The sequence below is a fragment of the Enterobacter sp. MF024 genome (assembly GCF_005843915.1).
Classification (GTDB): Bacteria; Pseudomonadota; Gammaproteobacteria; order Enterobacterales; family Enterobacteriaceae; genus Enterobacter; species Enterobacter barmai.
Genome location: NZ_VCBB01000015.1, coordinates 103262 through 120133 on the forward strand (window position 1 = coordinate 103262; position 16872 = coordinate 120133).

The 16872-nt window shown below is 58.8% G+C and carries 13 protein-coding genes; 7 read left to right on the forward strand and 6 right to left on the reverse strand.

Features of this window, described 5'->3' with window-relative positions; genetic code table 11:
• Positions 1 to 125 precede the first annotated feature (125 nt).
• From glpE to FFB58_RS19450, 3 genes are read left to right on the forward strand one after another with little or no spacing between them, the layout of a single operon-like run.
• A complete protein-coding gene (gene glpE, locus FFB58_RS19440; protein ID WP_039031495.1) occupies positions 126 to 455 on the forward strand; it encodes a thiosulfate sulfurtransferase GlpE in 330 nt (109 codons plus the stop codon).
• Positions 456 to 499: 44 nt separating this feature from the next.
• Positions 500 to 1330 (forward strand): rhomboid family intramembrane serine protease GlpG, encoded by an 831-nt coding sequence (glpG, locus tag FFB58_RS19445; RefSeq protein ID WP_039031496.1) that lies wholly within the window; start codon positions 500 to 502, stop codon positions 1328 to 1330.
• Between the two features lie 18 nt (positions 1331 to 1348).
• Positions 1349 to 2107 carry a DeoR/GlpR family transcriptional regulator gene (locus FFB58_RS19450; protein WP_039031497.1) on the forward strand — a complete coding sequence of 253 codons (759 nt, stop codon included), beginning with the start codon at positions 1349 to 1351 and terminating at the stop codon, positions 2105 to 2107.
• A gap of 79 nt (positions 2108 to 2186) precedes the next feature.
• Here FFB58_RS19450 and malT read toward each other — a convergent pair whose 3' ends face one another.
• Positions 2187 to 4892 (reverse strand): HTH-type transcriptional regulator MalT, encoded by a 2706-nt coding sequence (gene malT, locus FFB58_RS19455; protein ID WP_039031498.1) that lies wholly within the window; start codon positions 4890 to 4892, stop codon positions 2187 to 2189.
• A gap of 584 nt (positions 4893 to 5476) precedes the next feature.
• Here malT and malP point away from each other — a divergent pair.
• Both malP and malQ read left to right on the forward strand, forming a co-directional pair.
• A complete protein-coding gene (gene malP, locus FFB58_RS19460) occupies positions 5477 to 7870 on the forward strand; it encodes a maltodextrin phosphorylase (protein ID WP_138370756.1) in 2394 nt (797 codons plus the stop codon).
• A 9-nt stretch (positions 7871 to 7879) separates the two neighbouring features.
• Complete coding sequence (gene malQ / locus FFB58_RS19465) at positions 7880 to 9964, forward strand: 4-alpha-glucanotransferase (RefSeq protein ID WP_138370757.1); 2085 nt, start codon at positions 7880 to 7882, stop codon at positions 9962 to 9964.
• A gap of 148 nt (positions 9965 to 10112) precedes the next feature.
• Here malQ and gntT read toward each other — a convergent pair whose 3' ends face one another.
• The 3 genes from gntT to gntX form a co-directional block, all read right to left on the reverse strand.
• A complete protein-coding gene (gene gntT, locus FFB58_RS19470; protein WP_039031501.1) occupies positions 10113 to 11429 on the reverse strand; it encodes a gluconate transporter in 1317 nt (438 codons plus the stop codon).
• A gap of 300 nt (positions 11430 to 11729) precedes the next feature.
• Positions 11730 to 12305: a Fe-S biogenesis protein NfuA gene (nfuA, locus tag FFB58_RS19475; protein ID WP_039031502.1), complete on the reverse strand. Its 576-nt coding sequence runs from the start codon at positions 12303 to 12305 to the stop codon at positions 11730 to 11732.
• Between the two features lie 58 nt (positions 12306 to 12363).
• The gene (gntX, locus tag FFB58_RS19480) at positions 12364 to 13047 is read right to left on the reverse strand and encodes a DNA utilization protein GntX (protein ID WP_138370758.1); all 684 of its coding nucleotides are present in this window, start codon (positions 13045 to 13047) and stop codon (positions 12364 to 12366) included.
• A gap of 36 nt (positions 13048 to 13083) precedes the next feature.
• Between gntX and bioH the strand changes: the two genes are divergently transcribed.
• Positions 13084 to 13857, forward strand: a complete 774-nt coding sequence (gene bioH / locus FFB58_RS19485; RefSeq protein WP_138370759.1) for a pimeloyl-ACP methyl ester esterase BioH — start codon at positions 13084 to 13086, stop codon at positions 13855 to 13857.
• Positions 13858 to 13971: 114 nt separating this feature from the next.
• Positions 13972 to 14241 (forward strand): YdgH/BhsA/McbA-like domain containing protein, encoded by a 270-nt coding sequence (locus FFB58_RS19490; RefSeq protein ID WP_039031505.1) that lies wholly within the window; start codon positions 13972 to 13974, stop codon positions 14239 to 14241.
• Positions 14242 to 14280: 39 nt separating this feature from the next.
• Here FFB58_RS19490 and feoC read toward each other — a convergent pair whose 3' ends face one another.
• Together feoC and feoB are read right to left on the reverse strand one after the other, a co-directional pair.
• The gene (gene feoC / locus FFB58_RS19495; RefSeq protein WP_138370760.1) at positions 14281 to 14517 is read right to left on the reverse strand and encodes a [Fe-S]-dependent transcriptional repressor FeoC; all 237 of its coding nucleotides are present in this window, start codon (positions 14515 to 14517) and stop codon (positions 14281 to 14283) included.
• 8 nt (positions 14518 to 14525) lie between these two features.
• On the reverse strand, positions 14526 to 16844 hold the full coding sequence (gene feoB / locus FFB58_RS19500; protein WP_138370761.1) for a Fe(2+) transporter permease subunit FeoB: 2319 nt from the start codon (positions 16842 to 16844) through the stop codon (positions 14526 to 14528).
• Positions 16845 to 16872: the final 28 nt, after the last annotated feature.

A 16872-nucleotide genomic window follows, 5' to 3' on the forward strand; every position in this document is an offset into this window, starting at 1 on the left:
TTGAGTGATAGAGCTAACATAATGGCGTTTACCCGCCGCCACGACGTACACTACGCGGTATATTTTTCCCCTCACCCCGGCCCTCTCCCCAAAGGGGCGAGGGAGCAAACAGACAAGAGAGCACCATGGAACAATTTGAATGTATTAACGTAGAAGAAGCCCATCAGAAGATGCACCAGGGAACGGCGGTGCTGGTGGATATTCGCGATCCGCAAAGTTTTGCCATGGGCCACACGCCGGGCGCATTCCACCTGACCAATGCCTCGCTGAGCGAGTTTATGCGCGACAACGATTTCGATACCCCGGTGATGGTGATGTGCTATCACGGTAACAGCAGCAAGGGTGCGGCGCAGTATCTGCTGCAACAGGGCTATGACGCGGTTTACAGCGTGGACGGCGGATTCGATGCCTGGCACCGTCATTTCCCGGCAGAAGTCGAGCACGCCGGCATTTAGGGTATATACTGTCCCCTTTTGTGTGGAATAAGCGACTGCCGCCGATGCTACTGATTACCTCTTTTAACAACCCGCGCGTTGCCCAGGCGTTTGTCGACTACATGGCGACGCAGGGGGTTATCCTCACCATTCAACAACATACGCAGACCGACGTCTGGCTGGCGGATGAGAGCCAGGCCGACCGGGTTAACGCTGAACTGGCGCGCTTTATGGAAAACCCCGGCGATGCGCGCTATCTGGCGGCGAGCTGGCAGTCCGGCCATACCGGGAGCGGTTTGCGTTACCAGCGCTTTCCTTTCCTTGCGACCGTGCGCGAACGCGCGGGGCCGTTCACCCTGGTGTTGATGGCGGCCTGTATTCTGGTCTTCATTATGATGAGCGTGGTGGGCGATCAGCAGGTGATGCTGATGCTCTCCTGGCCCTATGACGCCTCGGTGGAGTTCGAATTCTGGCGCTACTTTACCCACGCGCTGATGCACTTCTCGTTCCTGCATATTCTCTTTAACCTGCTGTGGTGGTGGTATCTCGGCGGGGCGGTGGAGAAGCGGCTCGGCAGCGGCAAGCTTATTGTGCTTACCCTTATCAGCGCGCTGCTCAGCGGCTTTATACAGCATAAGTTTGGCGGCCCGTGGTTCGGGGGGCTTTCCGGCGTGGTCTACGCGCTGATGGGCTACGTCTGGCTGCGCGGCGAGCGCGATCCCCAGAGCGGCATCTACCTGCAGCGCGGGTTGATGACCTTTGCCTTAATCTGGATTATTGCCGGATGGTTTGATCTGTTTGGAATGGCGATTGCCAACGGCGCACACGTAGCCGGGCTGGCGGTCGGGCTGGCGATGGCGTTTGCCGATACGCTAAATGCGCGAAAACGAACATAAATCTGGCAGGGAACTCCGATGAAACAAACACAACGTCATGACGCCATTATCGATCTGGTGAAAAAGCAGGGATACGTCAGTACCGAAGAGCTGGTGGAGCAGTTTGCCGTCAGCCCGCAGACCATCCGCCGCGACCTTAACGACCTGGCCGATCAGAACCGCATCCTGCGCCACCACGGCGGCGCGGCGCTGCCGTCCAGCTCGGTGAACACCTCCTGGCACGACCGCAAGGCGACGCAGACCTCCGAGAAGGAGCGCATTGCCCGCAAGGTGGCGAGCCAGATCCCCAACGGCGCGACGCTGTTTATCGACATCGGCACCACGCCGGAAGCGGTGGCTCATGCTCTGCTCGGGCATGAAAACCTGCGCATCGTCACCAACAACCTGAACGTGGCCACCACCCTGATGCAGAAAGAGGACTTTCGCATCATTCTGGCGGGCGGTGAGTTGCGCAGCCGCGACGGCGGCATAATCGGCGAGGCGACCCTCGACTTTATCTCCCAGTTCCGCCTCGACTTTGGCATCCTGGGTATCAGCGGCATCGACAGCGACGGCTCGCTGCTGGAGTTTGACTACCACGAAGTGCGCACCAAGCGGGCGATCATTGAGAACTCGCGCCACGTGATGCTGGTGGTGGATCACTCCAAGTTTGGCCGTAACGCGATGGTCAATATGGGCAGCATCAGCATGGTGAATGCGGTCTATACGGACGTGATGCCGCCGGAAGGGGTGTTAAAAGTGATTCGGGATAATAAGTTGCAGTTAGAACTGTGCTGAGTTTTTGTCGGGCGGCGCTACGCTTGCCCGACCTACGAAAAGCGTAGGCCCGGCAAGCGTAGCGCCGCCGGGCAATGAATTACACCCCATACCCCATCATCTTCAACAGCTGCTGCGCATGCAGCACCGCATCCTGACGGTGGGCAACCCCCAGCTTCTGATACAGATTACGAATGTGCGTTTTAATGGTGGTGGCCGCCACGGCCAGCTCACCGGCGATCTGCTCGTTGCTGTAACCTGAGTAAATCAGCCCCAGAACCTGCCACTCGCGCTGGGTCAGCGGGCTGGTGCGGATCAGCTCCGGCACTTCCGGGTGGGTCAGCAGACGCTCGACAAAGGTCTCATCGAAGTGGGCAAACTTGTGACGGTGATGCTGGTTAATCTCCCGCAGGATGCGCTGGGCGCGGTGCTGATCCAGCTCCGGCAGGGTGTTGAGCTGAATCAGCTGGCGCAACTGCTGCGCCATGGTCTCGCCTTCAATCACAAAGTGGCTGATAAACCCGGTGCGGTTCGCCAGCTGCAGCGCTTCGAGCAGTACGCGCTGGGCGTCATTTTTACGACCTGCCTGCCAGTAGAGCTGGTTTTGCAGCAGCAGGTTGCGGTTGAGATCGCTCATCAGACGCAGGCTGCGGGCATTCTCGTTCAGCTCTTCCAGCACCATCTCTGCCGGTTCGAACTCGCCTAACAGGATCTGCGCCCGGGCAATGTTGCGCCACTGGCTCTGCAGGAAATGGTTATTGGCGAACGCCGGCTTCGGCGTCTGGCGCAGCCAGTTGGCCGCCGATTTCTTGTCACCGGTCATCTGCCAGTAGATCACCCGCACCTTATCGGCGTTGGATACCCAGTCGCTGTGGTACTGACCGTTGCCGAGCAGGTTTTCCAGACGGTTAAGGTGGTTACGGGCATTGTCCAGATCGCCGCGCGCCAGAGAACACTGCACCAGCAGGCCCAGACACTGTAACTGCTGCTGCGGCTGGTAGGTGGAGAGCACGTCGACCCCGTGACGGGCGGTGCTTTCAGCTTCGTCCAGACGCGCCCACGCCCACAGCAGCTGGGCGCGAATGCGCAGCAGGAACTCGTGCATCGGCAGCTGTTCCAGATGCTGATCGCGGATCAGGTTGAACGCTTTTTCCTGCGTCTCCCAGGCGGCCTGCAGGAAACCCTGGGCAAATAAAATTTCGCTCTGCTGGATCATGCTCCACAGGGCGTAGTGCCAGACGTCGTGACGGCGCGCCATCTGCTCGGTCTGCTGCATCAGCGACAGGGAGCGGGTGAGATCGCCCTTACAGTGCAGCACCTCGCCATGCACCGAGGTGGCAACGATACGGCTGTAGAAGTTTGCCAGCGGCAGCTCTTCCAGCGCGACCATCGCCAGCCGCTCGGCCTCTTCCTGGTCGCCGTCGTTGATCGCCACCTGCGCGCGCAGAGCGTTAAATTCGCCGTGCAGGGCGGCGTCCATCTCGCCTTTCATCTCCTGCTCGGCGCGGGCCAGCAGGGTGTTCACTTCGCTGTAGCGATGCTGGCTCTGCATCAGCCAGGCCTGCAGCAGTACCAGACGCGGGTTTTCCAGCAGGCTTTCCCACGGCAGGGCGCGCAGCGACTCCTCCAGCAGGGCCAGTTCGCTGTGATTAAACAGGCTCCAGGCGTGGTTGAGCAGGATATCGCGCAGCATATGGGCGTCGCCCGCTGCCAGCGCGTGGTGGATAGCCTCGCTCGGGAAACCCTGTGCCATCCAGCTCTCCGCTGCGGCGCGGTGGATTTCCGGCAGTTCGGTCGCCAGCTCCCACTGACAGCGCTGGCGCAGGAAGCTGCCAAACAGAGGGTGGTAGCTGAACCATTCGCCGGAGTCGTCCATGCGCTGCAGGAACAATCCCTGGCGTTCAATCTCTTCCAGGCGCATCTGGCCGTTGTCTTCGCCGGTGACGCGCACGATCAGCGCATCGTTCATCGAGCGCAGCAGGGAGCTTTTTAACAGGAACTGGCGGGTGGATTGATCGACGCTGTCGAGCACTTCATCCACCAGGTAATCGGAGAGGTGGCTGGCGTTGATCCCCGACAGGCGGCGGGCGGACTGCTGCGTCGAGCTGTTGTTATGCCGTGCGGAGAGGGCAATCAGCTGCAGGGCGGTCGCCCAGCCTGCCACGTCGTCGCACAGACGGCTGCTCTCGGCCACCTCAATTGGGGATTTCAGACGGCAGTCGAAGAACTGCTTCGCTTCCTGATGGGTAAAGGAGAGCTGCTGGCTGCCCACTTCCAGCAGCTGATCGCGCACGCGCAGGTTGGCAATGCCCAGCTGCGGCAGGTTGCGCGACAGAACCACCAGGGTCAGGTTCTCCGGCTGATGGCGCAGGAAGAAGCGCATCGACTCGTGAATGACCGGGTTGGTGATCAGGTGGTAATCGTCAATGACCAGATAAAGCGGGCGATGCCATTCGGCCAGCTCAATAAACAGTTGGGAAAACAGCGAGGAGAGGCTGGCGTACTGCCGCTTTTGCACCATGCTTTCGCTGGTCACGCAGTGTCCGTTGGTCGCCTGCTGAATGGCGGCGATCAGGTAACTGGCGAAACGCTCCTGCTGGTTATCGCCCTCATCCAGGGAGTACCAGCCGAGATCGGTTTTGCCGGATGCCCACTGCGAAATGAGCGTTGTTTTGCCGTACCCGGCAGGGCTCGTTACCAGCGCCAGTCGAAAATTGTTCGCGCCGGAAAGTTTCGCCAGCAACCGTTCGCGGACCACAGTATGGTCAAGACGAACCGGGCGACTTAATTTGGACGGAATCAACATAGGTTTCACTTCACTGTGTGGAAATCGAGATTTTTGATTTTTTTTGCGCTTCGTAATTAATGCATATAAGGTCGGTCAGAAACCTTTTTATTGCAAGTTATGTCCGGGTTTTATGTCCCTGAATTTGCACTCTGTCACAAAAAGTTATGTGGGGGGAAGGGAACTTTTCCAGTGAGCCTCCAAAGCGCATGGATACTGGCCTGGCGAGTTTTCGGACGGTTAAGCATAAAAAGGAATATAGAAGCGTAAATGCTGTGAAAAGTTAATTAAGTCGCGGAATCATTACTTTCCTGAAATAACGATTTGAGATGCAGTAAATTCTGAGTGATATTACGTCGGGTAAGTAATTATTTCCGTGCGGTATATTTCAGGCGAAACCGCATTTCATTTTTTTGAGCCTCTTCCCGTTAATTTCATCCTCAATGCCCCACACTCCGGCAGCAGAAAGTGGCCGCGATCACACTTTATCGCTCATCCCCGCTACTCCTCCCCGCCTAATCCCCGGCGGGAGGAGGAAGAGCCATAAGGAGCCAGGCACACTAGCACCAACGTGTTAATTTCTCTCTACAGGATGCAGATTCCCTATGTCACAGCCTACTTTCAACAAAGCTCAATTCCAGGCTGCCCTGACGCGTCAGTGGCAGCGTTTTGGACTACATGCCGCTGAAGAGATGACCTCCCGCCAGTGGTGGCAGGCCGTCAGCGGAGCGCTCGCCGAGCTGCTGAGCGCCCAACCCGCGGTAAAACCGGTGAAAGGTCAGCGCCACGTCAACTATATTTCGATGGAGTTCCTGATTGGCCGTCTGACCGGCAACAACCTGCTGAACCTCGGCTGGTATCAGGAGGTGAGCGACGTGCTGAGCACGCACAACATCCACCTGACCGACCTGCTGGAAGAGGAGATCGATCCGGCGCTGGGCAACGGCGGCCTGGGTCGTCTGGCGGCCTGTTTCCTCGACTCGATGGCGACGGTAGGCCAGTCGGCTACTGGCTATGGTCTGAACTACCAGTACGGTCTGTTCCGCCAGTCATTCGCCGACGGCCAGCAGATGGAAGTTCCGGATGACTGGCATCGCGGCAGCTACCCGTGGTTCCGCCACAACGAAGCGCTGGATGTGCAGGTGGGCATTGGCGGTAAAGTGACGAAAGCGGGCCAGTGGGAGCCGGGCTTCACCATCACCGGCCAGGCCTGGGATCTGCCGGTGCTGGGCTATCGTAACAGCGTGGCGCAGCCGCTGCGCCTGTGGCAGGCGACGCACGCTCATCCGTTCAACCTGACCCGATTCAACGACGGCGATTTCCTGCGTGCCGAGCAGCAGGGCATCGACGCCGACAAGCTGACCAAAGTTCTCTATCCGAACGACAACCATCTGGCGGGTAAAAAGCTGCGCCTGATGCAGCAGTACTTCCAGTGCGCCTGTTCCGTGGCCGATATCCTGCGTCGCCATCACCTGGCGGGCCGCAAACTCACCGAGCTGGCGGATTACGAAGTGATCCAGCTGAACGACACCCACCCGACCATCGCCATCCCGGAACTGCTGCGCGTGCTGATCGACGAGCATCAGCTGAACTGGGACGACGCCTGGGCCATCACCAGCAAGACCTTCGCCTACACCAACCACACCCTGATGCCAGAGGCGCTGGAGTGCTGGGACGAGAAGCTGATTAAAACCCTGCTGCCACGTCATATGCAGATCATCAATGAGATCAACAACCGCTTTAAGAAGCTGGTCGATAAAACCTGGCCGGGCGATAAGGCCGTCTGGGCGAAGCTGGCGGTGGTCTTCGATAAGCAGGTTCGCATGGCTAACCTGTGCGTGGTGAGCGGTTTTGCGGTGAACGGCGTGGCGGCACTGCACTCCGACCTGGTGGTGAAAGATCTGTTCCCGGAATATCACCAGCTGTGGCCGAACAAGTTCCACAACGTCACCAACGGCATCACGCCGCGTCGCTGGATCAAACAGTGCAACCCGAAACTGGCCGCGCTGCTGGATGCCTCGCTCGACAAAGAGTGGGCTAACGATCTCGACCAGCTGATCAACCTGGAAAAGTATGCTGACGATGCGGCGTTTCGCGAGACCTACCGCACCATCAAGCAGGACAACAAAGTGCGCCTGGCGGCGTTCGTCAAAACCCGCACCGGGATTGAGATCAACCCGAACGCGATTTTTGATATCCAGATTAAACGTCTGCACGAGTACAAGCGTCAGCACCTGAACCTGCTGCACATTCTGGCGCTCTACAAAGAGATCCGCGAGAACCCGCAGGCCGACCGCGTGCCGCGCGTGTTCCTGTTTGGCGCGAAAGCGGCGCCGGGTTACTACCTGGCAAAAAACATCATCTTCGCTATCAATAAAGTGGCCGACGCGGTGAATAACGATCCGAAGGTGGGCGACAAGTTGAAAGTGGTCTTCCTGCCGGATTACAGCGTCTCTGCGGCTGAGCTGCTGATCCCGGCGGCGGATGTCTCCGAGCAGATTTCGACTGCCGGTAAAGAGGCCTCCGGTACCGGCAACATGAAGCTGGCCCTGAACGGCGCGCTGACCGTGGGTACGCTGGACGGCGCGAACGTGGAGATCGCCGAGCAGGTGGGCGACGAGAACATCTTTATCTTCGGCCATACTGTGGAAGAGGTGAAAGCCATCAAAGCCAAAGGTTACGACCCGGTGAAATGGCGTAAAAAAGACAAACTGCTGGATGCGGTACTGAAAGAGCTGGAGAGCGGCAAATACAGCGACGGCGACAAGCACGCGTTCGACCAGATGCTGCACAGCATCGGCAAGCAGGGCGGCGACCCGTACCTGCTGATGGCGGACTTTGCCGGCTACGTCGAGGCGCAGAAGCAGGTTGATGTTCTGTACCGTGACCAGGAAGCCTGGACCCGGGCGTGCATTCTGAACACCGCGCGCTGCGGCATGTTCAGCTCCGACCGTTCAATCCGCGACTACCAGGCCCGCATCTGGCAGGCAAAACGCTAAGGAAGCGCGATGGAAAGTAAACGTCTCGATAATGCCGCGCTGGCGGCGGGGATCAGCCCCAGCTACATCAATGCTCATGGTAAACCGCAGTCTATTGGTGCTGAAACCAAGAGACGTTTGCTGGATGCCATGCATAAAGCCAAACCCGTCGCGAAAGCGGCGGTGACTCCCGTCCCGAACGTGATGGTCTACACCACCGGGAAAAAGATGCCGCTGACCCTCGAAGGCAGCGGCGAATTTAGCTGGCTGCTGACCACTGAAGAGGGGCATCAGCACAAAGGCCATGCCACGGGCGGTAAAAAACTCAACCTTCCGGCAAAACTGCCGGAGGGCTACCACACCCTGACGCTGACCCAGGACGGCAGTCGCTGGCACTGTCGGGTGATTGTGGCGCCAAAACGCTGCTACGAGCCGCAGGCGCTGAAAGAGGGCAAGAAGCTTTGGGGCGCCTGCGTGCAGCTCTACACCCTGCGCTCTGAGGCTAACTGGGGGATTGGCGATTTCGGCGATCTGAAAAAGATGCTGACCGATGTCGGCAAGCGCGGCGGGGCCTTTATCGGCCTCAACCCTATTCACGCGCTCTATCCGGCCAACCCGGAGAGCGCCAGCCCGTACAGCCCGTCGTCCCGCCGCTGGCTGAACGTGATTTACATCGACGTGAACGCCGTTGAAGATTTCCGCAACAGCGACGAGGCCCAGGCGTGGTGGGGCATGGAGACCACCCGCCAGGCGCTGCAGCGCGCCCGCGATGCCGAGTGGGTGGATTATGCCAGCGTCACCGCGCTGAAGATGGCCGCCCTGCGCATGGCGTGGAAAGGCTTTGCGCAGCGTGAGGACGACCAGATGGCGGCGTTCCGCGAGTTTGTTACCCGGGAAGGGGAGAGCCTCTACTGGCAGGCGGCGTTTGACGCGCTGCATGCGTATCAGGTGAAAGAGGACGAAATGCGCTGGGGCTGGCCGGTCTGGCCTGAGCAGTATCAGTCCGTCGATTCCCCGGCGGTAAAAGCGTTTTGCGAAGAGCATGCCGAAGAAGTCGATTTCTACCTCTGGCTGCAGTGGCTGGCTTACAGCCAGTTTGCGGCCTGCTGGCAGGAGAGCCAGGGCTATGACATGCCGATTGGTCTTTACCGCGACCTGGCGGTGGGCGTGGCCGAGGGCGGGGCGGAGACCTGGTGCGATCGCGAGCTCTACTGCCTGAAAGCGTCTGTTGGTGCGCCGCCGGATATTCTTGGCCCGCTGGGTCAGAACTGGGGCCTGCCGCCGATGGATCCGCACGTGATTGCGGCCCGCGCCTACGAGCCCTTTATCGAACTGCTGCGCGCCAACATGCAGAACTGCGGCGCGCTGCGTATCGACCACGTGATGTCGGTCCTGCGCCTGTGGTGGATCCCGTACGGCGAAACCGCCGACCACGGGGCCTACGTGCACTATCCGGTGGACGATCTGCTCTCTATCCTTGCCCTCGAGAGCAAGCGCCACAACTGCATGGTGATCGGCGAAGATCTCGGCACCGTGCCGGTGGAAATCGTCAGCAAGCTGCGTGACAGCGGCGTTTACTCCTACAAAGTGCTCTATTTTGAAAACGACCTTGAGAAGAACTTCCGCGCGCCGGAGGCGTATCCAGAACAATCAATGGCAGTCGCGACGACGCATGACCTTCCTACGCTTCGGGGCTGGTGGGACAGCGGTGACCTTACCCTGGGCAAGACGCTGGGTCTCTACCCTGACGACGTGATGCTGCGTGGGCTGTACCAGGATCGCGAGCTGTCGAAGCAGGGTTTGCTGGATGCGCTGCACGCGCACGGTTGCCTGCCGAAACGCACCGGGCATAAGGCGTCGATGATGTCGATGACCGCCACGCTTAACCGCGGCCTGCAGCGTTACATCGCCGACAGTAACAGCGCCCTGTTAGGGCTGCAGCCGGAAGACTGGATCGATATGGCGGAGCCGGTAAACATTCCGGGCACCAGCTACCAGTACAAAAACTGGCGGCGTAAGTTGTCCACCTCGCTTGAAGCGATGTTTGCTGACGAAGGGGTGAACAAGCTGATTAAGGACCTGGACAAGCGGCGAAAAGCGGCTGCGAAGAAGTAAAACAAAAACCCGCCAGATGGCGGGTTTTTTATTGCCCGGTGGCGCTGCGCTTACCGGGCCTACGGGGATTAGGCGGATAATTGTCGCACGTTCACCGGTTCAGTTTTGTAGGCCGGGTAAGGCGTAGCCGCCACCCGGCAATGTCACATCAAACAACCATACCCAGCAGCAGACACCCGATCAGCCCGCAAACCGAGATGATGGTTTCCAGCATGGACCAGGACTTGATGGTCTCACCGATGGTCAGGTTGAAGTACTCCTTGAACAGCCAGAAGCCCGGATCGTTTACGTGGGAGAAAATCACGCTACCGGAACCGACCGCGATAACCATCAGCTCAGGGCTGACGCCGGTGGTCGCAATCAGTGGTGCAACGATGCCACCCGCAGTGATAGCCGCAACGGTTGCGGAACCCAGCGCGATACGCAGGACTGCCGCGATAGACCATGCCATCAGGATTGGGGATATGTTGGTTTCATGCATCATGGAAGCGATGTACTTGTCCACGCCGCTATCAACCAGAACCTGTTTGAACGCACCGCCACCACCGATGATCAGCAGCATCATGGCGATGATTTTGATCGAAGAGCTCAGGGTGTCGTTGATCTGGTCCATGGAACGGCCACGGTTCAGACCGAAGGTGAACAGCGCAATCAGAACGGCAATCAGGGTTGCCATCACCGGGTCACCCAGGAACTCGGCGACGCCCAGAACCGGATGGCCTTTCGGCAGGATCATCTCGCAGACGGCACGCATAGCCATCAGCACGACCGGTACCAGAGAGGTCCAGACGCTGACCGCAAAGCTTGGCATCTCGGCTTCGGTAAAGGTTTTCGCGCTGTACAGACCTTCCGGGATCGGCTTGTCGATACCTTTCAGGCAGCGGGCAAAGACCGGGCCGGCCAGAATAACTGTCGGGATCGCAAGGATGGTACCGAACAGCAGGGTTTTACCCATGTCCGCATGGAAGATGGTGGCGATAGCGGTTGGGCCCGGGTGCGGCGGCAGGAAGCCGTGCGTTACGGACAGCGCAGCGGCCATCGGTACGCCCACATACAGCAGCGGGATGCTGGCAGACGCGGCGATGGTAAACACCAGCGGCAGCATCAGCACGAAGCCCACTTCGTAGAACAGGGCGAAACCCACGGTGAAGCCGGTTAAAACCACCGCCCACTGAATGTTATTTTTGCCGAATTTGGCAATCAGCGTGGTCGCGATGCGCTGTGCGCCACCGCAGTCAGCCAGCATTTTACCGAGCATGGCGCCGAAGCCCATGATCAGCGCCAGGCTACCGAGCGTACCGCCCACCCCAGCTTTAATGGAACTGATAACTTTTACCAGCGGCATACCCTGCATCAGGCCGACAGCAAGTGCCACCAGAACAAGGGCGATAAAACCGTTCATTTTGAAACGGATCATCAAGAGCAGTAACAGGATTACACCGATAGCGACGATGACTAATGGCATGATTATCTGGCCTTAAAATTGTTATGGGTAACGTCATTGTTTCAACGACATATTAATGTTGCCCCAACTGGGAACGGCTAACTGATGGCACACAGGCTGGCTGCCTTCTAAATCTTAAGTTTAGTCGGTCGGCGTAAAGCTGTTTTAGTGCCCACGAGAATGATACGGGTAACATGTGCGGCTTGAGAATGACCCTGGCGGTCAAAATGTGAATTCTGAGACGCAGGTCATGTTATGAGGCAGGGAAAGCAGGGGAGTTTGCCCGGCAGCGTTTAGCGCCGGGCAACAGATAGCGGAAACTTAATAGTAAGAGTGTTCGCCGCGCTGGTGTTCGGTCAGATCGCGCACGCCTTTCAGCTCCGGGAACTCGTTCAGCAGCTGCTTCTCGATCCCTTCTTTCAGGGTGACGTCGACCATGGAACAGCCGTTACAGCCGCCACCAAACTGCAGAATGGCCAGACCGTCTTCGGTGATCTCCATCAGGGAGACGCGACCACCGTGGCCAGCCAGCTGCGGGTTAATCTGGGACTGCAGCAGGTACTCAACGCGCTCCATCAGCGGGGCATCGTCGGTCACTTTACGCATTTTGGCGTTTGGCGCTTTCAGCGTTAACTGTGAACCCAACTGGTCGGTTACAAAATCAATTTCCGCATCTTCCAGATACGGTGAGCTCAGCTCATCGACATAGGCAGTGAGTTGCTCAAACTTCAGGGCGGTGTCAGTTGCTTCCACAGCATCCGGTGGGCAATAAGAGACGCCGCATTCTGCATTCGGGGTGCCCGGGTTGATCACGAATACGCGGATCTGGGTCCCTTCTTCCTGATTTGCCAGCAGTTTGGCAAAGTGTGCTTGTGCAGCATCGGAAATACGGATCATAGCATTGGCCTAATAGTTGACTAAATTACCTGGGTATAATACGCCCAACCAGAGGGCGCTACAAGGTTCGACACAGACACCATACCTGAACCGACGCCGCGCCGCTTCGCAAAAGCAGGCGGGAGAGTTCCGCGACGGTAGCGCCTGTTGTCACGACATCATCCACCAGAGCGATATGGCGTCCCGCCACCGGTAATTCAAGCGCAAAAGCGTGCTGCAGGTTGCGTTTACGTAATCTCGCGCTGAGCTGATGCTGCGCCGGAGTGGCGCGAATACGGCGGATGGCATCGGGAGCATAGCGGCAGTTCAGCCAGCGGGCCAGCGGACGACAGAGCAGGTCGCTCTGGTTAAACCCGCGCCGCCAGTGGCGCCGGGACCAGAGCGGCACGCAGACCATCATATCGACACGCGGCAAACCCCGGCTGCGTCTGGCAAGCAACAGCGCCAGCAGTAACAGTCGCGCCAGCGGCTGTGCCAGCTGGGTGCGGCGGGAAAATTTGAGCTGATGCACCAGCGGGCTCACCGGCGGCGTATAGCCGCACACCGCCACCAGGGCCTGCCACGGCGGCGGCTTGCGCAGGCAGCGTCCGCAGGGCAGGTGAGGGTGGAAGGCCGGTAAGCCGCACTGGGGGCAGCAGCACGCCCGCGCCGCAATCCCCCTTTCGCACAGGGAACAGACTCCCCAGTGGCCGAGCGCAAGCGGCATCCGGCATAGCCAGCACAAGCCGGGCACTGTTAGCATAGACAACCTCCTTGTGAAAAAAGAGAACAGTAATCGATGAACACGCTTTGGTGGCAGACCGTTGGGACAGGAAATTGTCATCTTGTGCTGCTGCACGGATGGGGACTGAATGCTGAAGTCTGGCGTTGCGTCAGTGAGGAACTGGCCTCGCAATTTACGCTGCACCTGGTGGACCTGCCGGGCTTTGGCCGCAGCCGCGATTTTGGGGCGATGTCGCTTGAGGAGATGGCGGAGCAGGTATTGGCCCAGGCGCCGGATAAGGCGATCTGGTTGGGCTGGAGCCTCGGCGGGCTGGTGGCGAGCCAGATCGCCCTTGACCACCCGGAACGCGTCCAGGCGCTGGTGACGGTAGCGTCATCCCCCTGTTTTAGCGCCCGCGACGGGTGGCCAGGCATTAAGCCTGAGGTATTAGCCGGTTTTCAGCAGCAGCTGAGCGACGATTTTCAGCGCACGGTGGAGCGGTTTCTTGCGCTGCAAACCATGGGGACCGAAAGCGCGCGGCAGGATGCGCGTCTGCTGAAAAGCACGGTCCTCGCCCTGCCGATGCCTGAGGTGAACGTACTCAACGGCGGGCTGGAGATCCTGAAAACGGCCGATCTGCGGGAGCCGCTGGCGGCATTGTCGCTGCCGCATCTGCGTATTTATGGTTATCTTGACGGGCTGGTACCGCGCAAAATCGTGCCGATGCTGGATGCGCAGTGGCCGCAGAGCGAAGCCCTGATCCTGGCCAAAGCGGCGCATGCGCCCTTTATCTCTCACCCCGCTGAATTTTGCGCGGCATTGATGGCCCTAAGTCAGCGTTTAAACTGATTATTTTCTTTTCCACCTGGAAAAAGTGACGTACCGCAACAATACTCACTATATCGTTGCGGTTGTCCCGCTTTCGATAATCAAAATTACAATCCTTCTTTGGGAGTCATAACTATGAAACTTGTCACAGGTATTGTTGCTTCTCTGGTTATTGGATCACTCTCTTTTGGCGTGATGGCGGCAGAAGAGATCCAGAAAGATAAAGTGAAAGAGATGAATTTGACGAAGGTTGGTACTGTCTCTACGTCTGACACCACTGCGCCAATGGATGCCAGAAAAGAGCTTTCACAGAAAGCAGATGAGCTGGGCGGTAAGTACTATGTCGTCACCAGCGCCAACAAAGATCAGAAAGACATCCGCGCGACCGCAGAAGTCTACAAATAAACAGATGAAGCCGGGCAGCCCTGCCCGGCTTTATTACGATTAACGCAGCGCCCACCACTCCCTGAGGCAGGCTTTTCCTTCAGGGCAGCTTTTACAGCTGCCGGTTAAGCAGCCGTCGGCATCCTCCTGAATGCGCTTCGCTTTGCCCATCGCCTCAAGTCGTTGCAGCATGGCCTCTATCATCGCCTGCGGAGTATGCAGGATCTGGCTGAGCTGGGTGGCCTCCATTCGTCCCTGCAACGCCAGCAAATCACGCACTTCAATTAACGATGCCATGCCGCCTCCTAATGACAGTCGCTGGCCGGACTTTCGCAGCAGGCCGCCGCGGTCCTGCCTTTCACCAGCAGATTGACGTCCACGCGGCTACGGGCCCGGCGCAACAGTCCGATCACCAGCACGTTAAACAGCACCACCGCCAGGATACACGCCAGGCTGTACTGCGGATGCTGGTTGAAATTGACCGTCTGGTAGTAGACCGTTGCCAGCGAGTAGGCGATATTCAGCCCCCACAGCACGGAGAAACCCATCCAGCCGCGGCTTGATTCGCGGGCGATGGCGCCCATCACCGAGATGCATGGAATGTAGAGCAGAACGAAGATCAGGTAGCTGTAGGCCGCCGAAGCGCTGCCGAATTTCTCGCTCATCACGCCCATGGCGCCGGTCGCCATCTCGCCGTCGCCCTTGCTGGCTTCAATCGGGTTCGCCAGCACGCTCAGGCTGAAGGTCTCTTTCAGGCTCTGCCAGGTTTCATCCACGGCGCTGAACAGTTCGTCGCCGAGGTGGAAATCGGCCGGGCTAAACTCCGCTTCCTGAATATTTTCAGCGGTATAGAGGGTGTTCAGGGTACCAACCACCACCTCTTTCGCCATCGCGCCGGTGAACAGCCCGACGGTGGCCTGCCAGTTGTCTTCGTGCACGCCAATCGGCTTGAACAGAGGAGTGATGACGCGGCTGACGGAGGCCAGCGCGGAGTCGTTAATGTTATCCGCCGCCTGGCCGCTGAGGGTAAAGCTGTTCAGCGCGCTCAGGAAAATACTCACCACCACAATCACTTTACCCGCCCGCAGGACAAAGCCTTTCAGGCGCTGCCAGGTCTGGATCAGCAGGCTTTTCAGGTGCGGAACGTGGTAGACCGGCAGCTCCATCACGAACGGCGTGGCTTCACCGCGCATGATGGTGTGTTTGAGCATCAGGCCGGTGAGGATAGCCATGACGATGCCCAGCACGTAGAGCGAGAAGACCGCCAGCGCCCCCTCCTGACCGAAGAAGGCGGCGGCAAAGACCGCAAAAATCGCCAGCCGCGCGCCGCAGGACATAAACGGCGCCATCATGATGGTCATCAGGCGTTCGCGCGGCGCATCCAGCGTGCGGGCGCCCATCACCGACGGCACGTTGCAGCCGAAGCCCACGATCAGCGGCACGAAGGATTTACCCGGCAGGCCGAGAGCCTGCATCAGGCGATCCATCACGAAGGCCGCGCGGGCCATGTAACCGGAGTCCTCCAGAAAGGAGAGGAACAGATACATCATGCCGATCTGCGGCACCAGCGGCAGGACGGTGTTGATCCCGCCGCCCAGCCCCTGGGCGAGGAAAATGGTCAGCCATTCCGGCAGGTGCAGCGTATAGCCCAGCCACTGAATGCCGTGAATGAAGATCGCCACGGAGCCGACGTCAAACAGCGGCTGCAGCGCGCCGCCAATGTTGATGGCCAGCAGGAACATCACGTACATCACCAGCAGAAACACCGGCAGGCCGAGGAAACGGTTGAGGATCACCCTGTCCATCGCCCGGGTAAAGCGGCTTGGCTCGGCGGTAAGGGCGTTGCTGACCACGTCGCAAATGGCATTGATGCTTTGATAGCGGGCATCGGCGATGTGCAGGGCAGGATCGTCCAGTTCGTCGTTCAGGCGCGCCAGGGACGCATCAAGCTGTTGCGCGGCATCACCGGCGTAGGCGCGGCTGTAGATATCGCCTTCCAGCATCTGCAGGCCGAGCCAGTTGCGCTGTTTTAACGGCATGCTGTGCGCCATTTCCTGAGCGAGGATCCCGGCTTCACGCAGCAGCGGCTGGGGGTAGTGCACCAGCTCCACGTCGGCGTTACGGCTGTGTCGGTCAATGGCGAGCTTCAGGGCGTCGATACCGCGGGCGCGTGTAGAAACCAGCGGCACCACCGGGCAACCCAGGCGAGCAGAGAGGGCGTCGACGTCGATGCGGATCTGCTGCTTCTCGGCAATATCGAGCATATTCAACGCCACCACGCAGGGGATGCCCAGCTCGAGAAGCTGCAGCGTCAGGTAGAGATTGCGCTCGAGGTTCGAGGCATCCACCACGTTGATCAGCAGGTCGGCGTCGCCGCTCAGAATATAGTGGCAGGCGATCTGCTCATCCAGCGAGGTCTGGGAGGAAATAGTGGTTAACGAGTAGGTGCCGGGCAGATCGACGAGCGTAACCTGGTTGTCGGTAGTGGTGAACAAACCCTCTTTACGCTCGACCGTGACGCCCGCCCAGTTACCGACGCGCTGACGTGCGCCGGTAAGCTGATTAAATAAGGTGGTCTTGCCGGAATTGGGATTGCCAATTAAGCCAATGGTTAATTTTTTCATTCTTTTAGACTCGCTACGAAAGCTGGCG

Coding starts and splice junctions, on each gene's coding strand:
- gntT (WP_039031501.1), bottom strand. CDS start 11,429: ATGCCATTAGTCATCGTCGCTATCGGTGTAATCCTGTTACTGCTCTTG.
- glpG (WP_039031496.1), top strand. CDS start 500: ATGCTACTGATTACCTCTTTTAACAACCCGCGCGTTGCCCAGGCGTTT.
- malP (WP_138370756.1), top strand. CDS start 5,477: ATGTCACAGCCTACTTTCAACAAAGCTCAATTCCAGGCTGCCCTGACG.
- FFB58_RS19450 (WP_039031497.1), top strand. CDS start 1,349: ATGAAACAAACACAACGTCATGACGCCATTATCGATCTGGTGAAAAAG.
- malQ (WP_138370757.1), top strand. CDS start 7,880: ATGGAAAGTAAACGTCTCGATAATGCCGCGCTGGCGGCGGGGATCAGC.
- bioH (WP_138370759.1), top strand. CDS start 13,084: ATGAACACGCTTTGGTGGCAGACCGTTGGGACAGGAAATTGTCATCTT.
- FFB58_RS19490 (WP_039031505.1), top strand. CDS start 13,972: ATGAAACTTGTCACAGGTATTGTTGCTTCTCTGGTTATTGGATCACTC.
- feoC (WP_138370760.1), bottom strand. CDS start 14,517: ATGGCATCGTTAATTGAAGTGCGTGATTTGCTGGCGTTGCAGGGACGA.
- glpE (WP_039031495.1), top strand. CDS start 126: ATGGAACAATTTGAATGTATTAACGTAGAAGAAGCCCATCAGAAGATG.
- malT (WP_039031498.1), bottom strand. CDS start 4,892: ATGTTGATTCCGTCCAAATTAAGTCGCCCGGTTCGTCTTGACCATACT.
- nfuA (WP_039031502.1), bottom strand. CDS start 12,305: ATGATCCGTATTTCCGATGCTGCACAAGCACACTTTGCCAAACTGCTG.
- feoB (WP_138370761.1), bottom strand. CDS start 16,844: ATGAAAAAATTAACCATTGGCTTAATTGGCAATCCCAATTCCGGCAAG.
- gntX (WP_138370758.1), bottom strand. CDS start 13,047: ATGCTAACAGTGCCCGGCTTGTGCTGGCTATGCCGGATGCCGCTTGCG.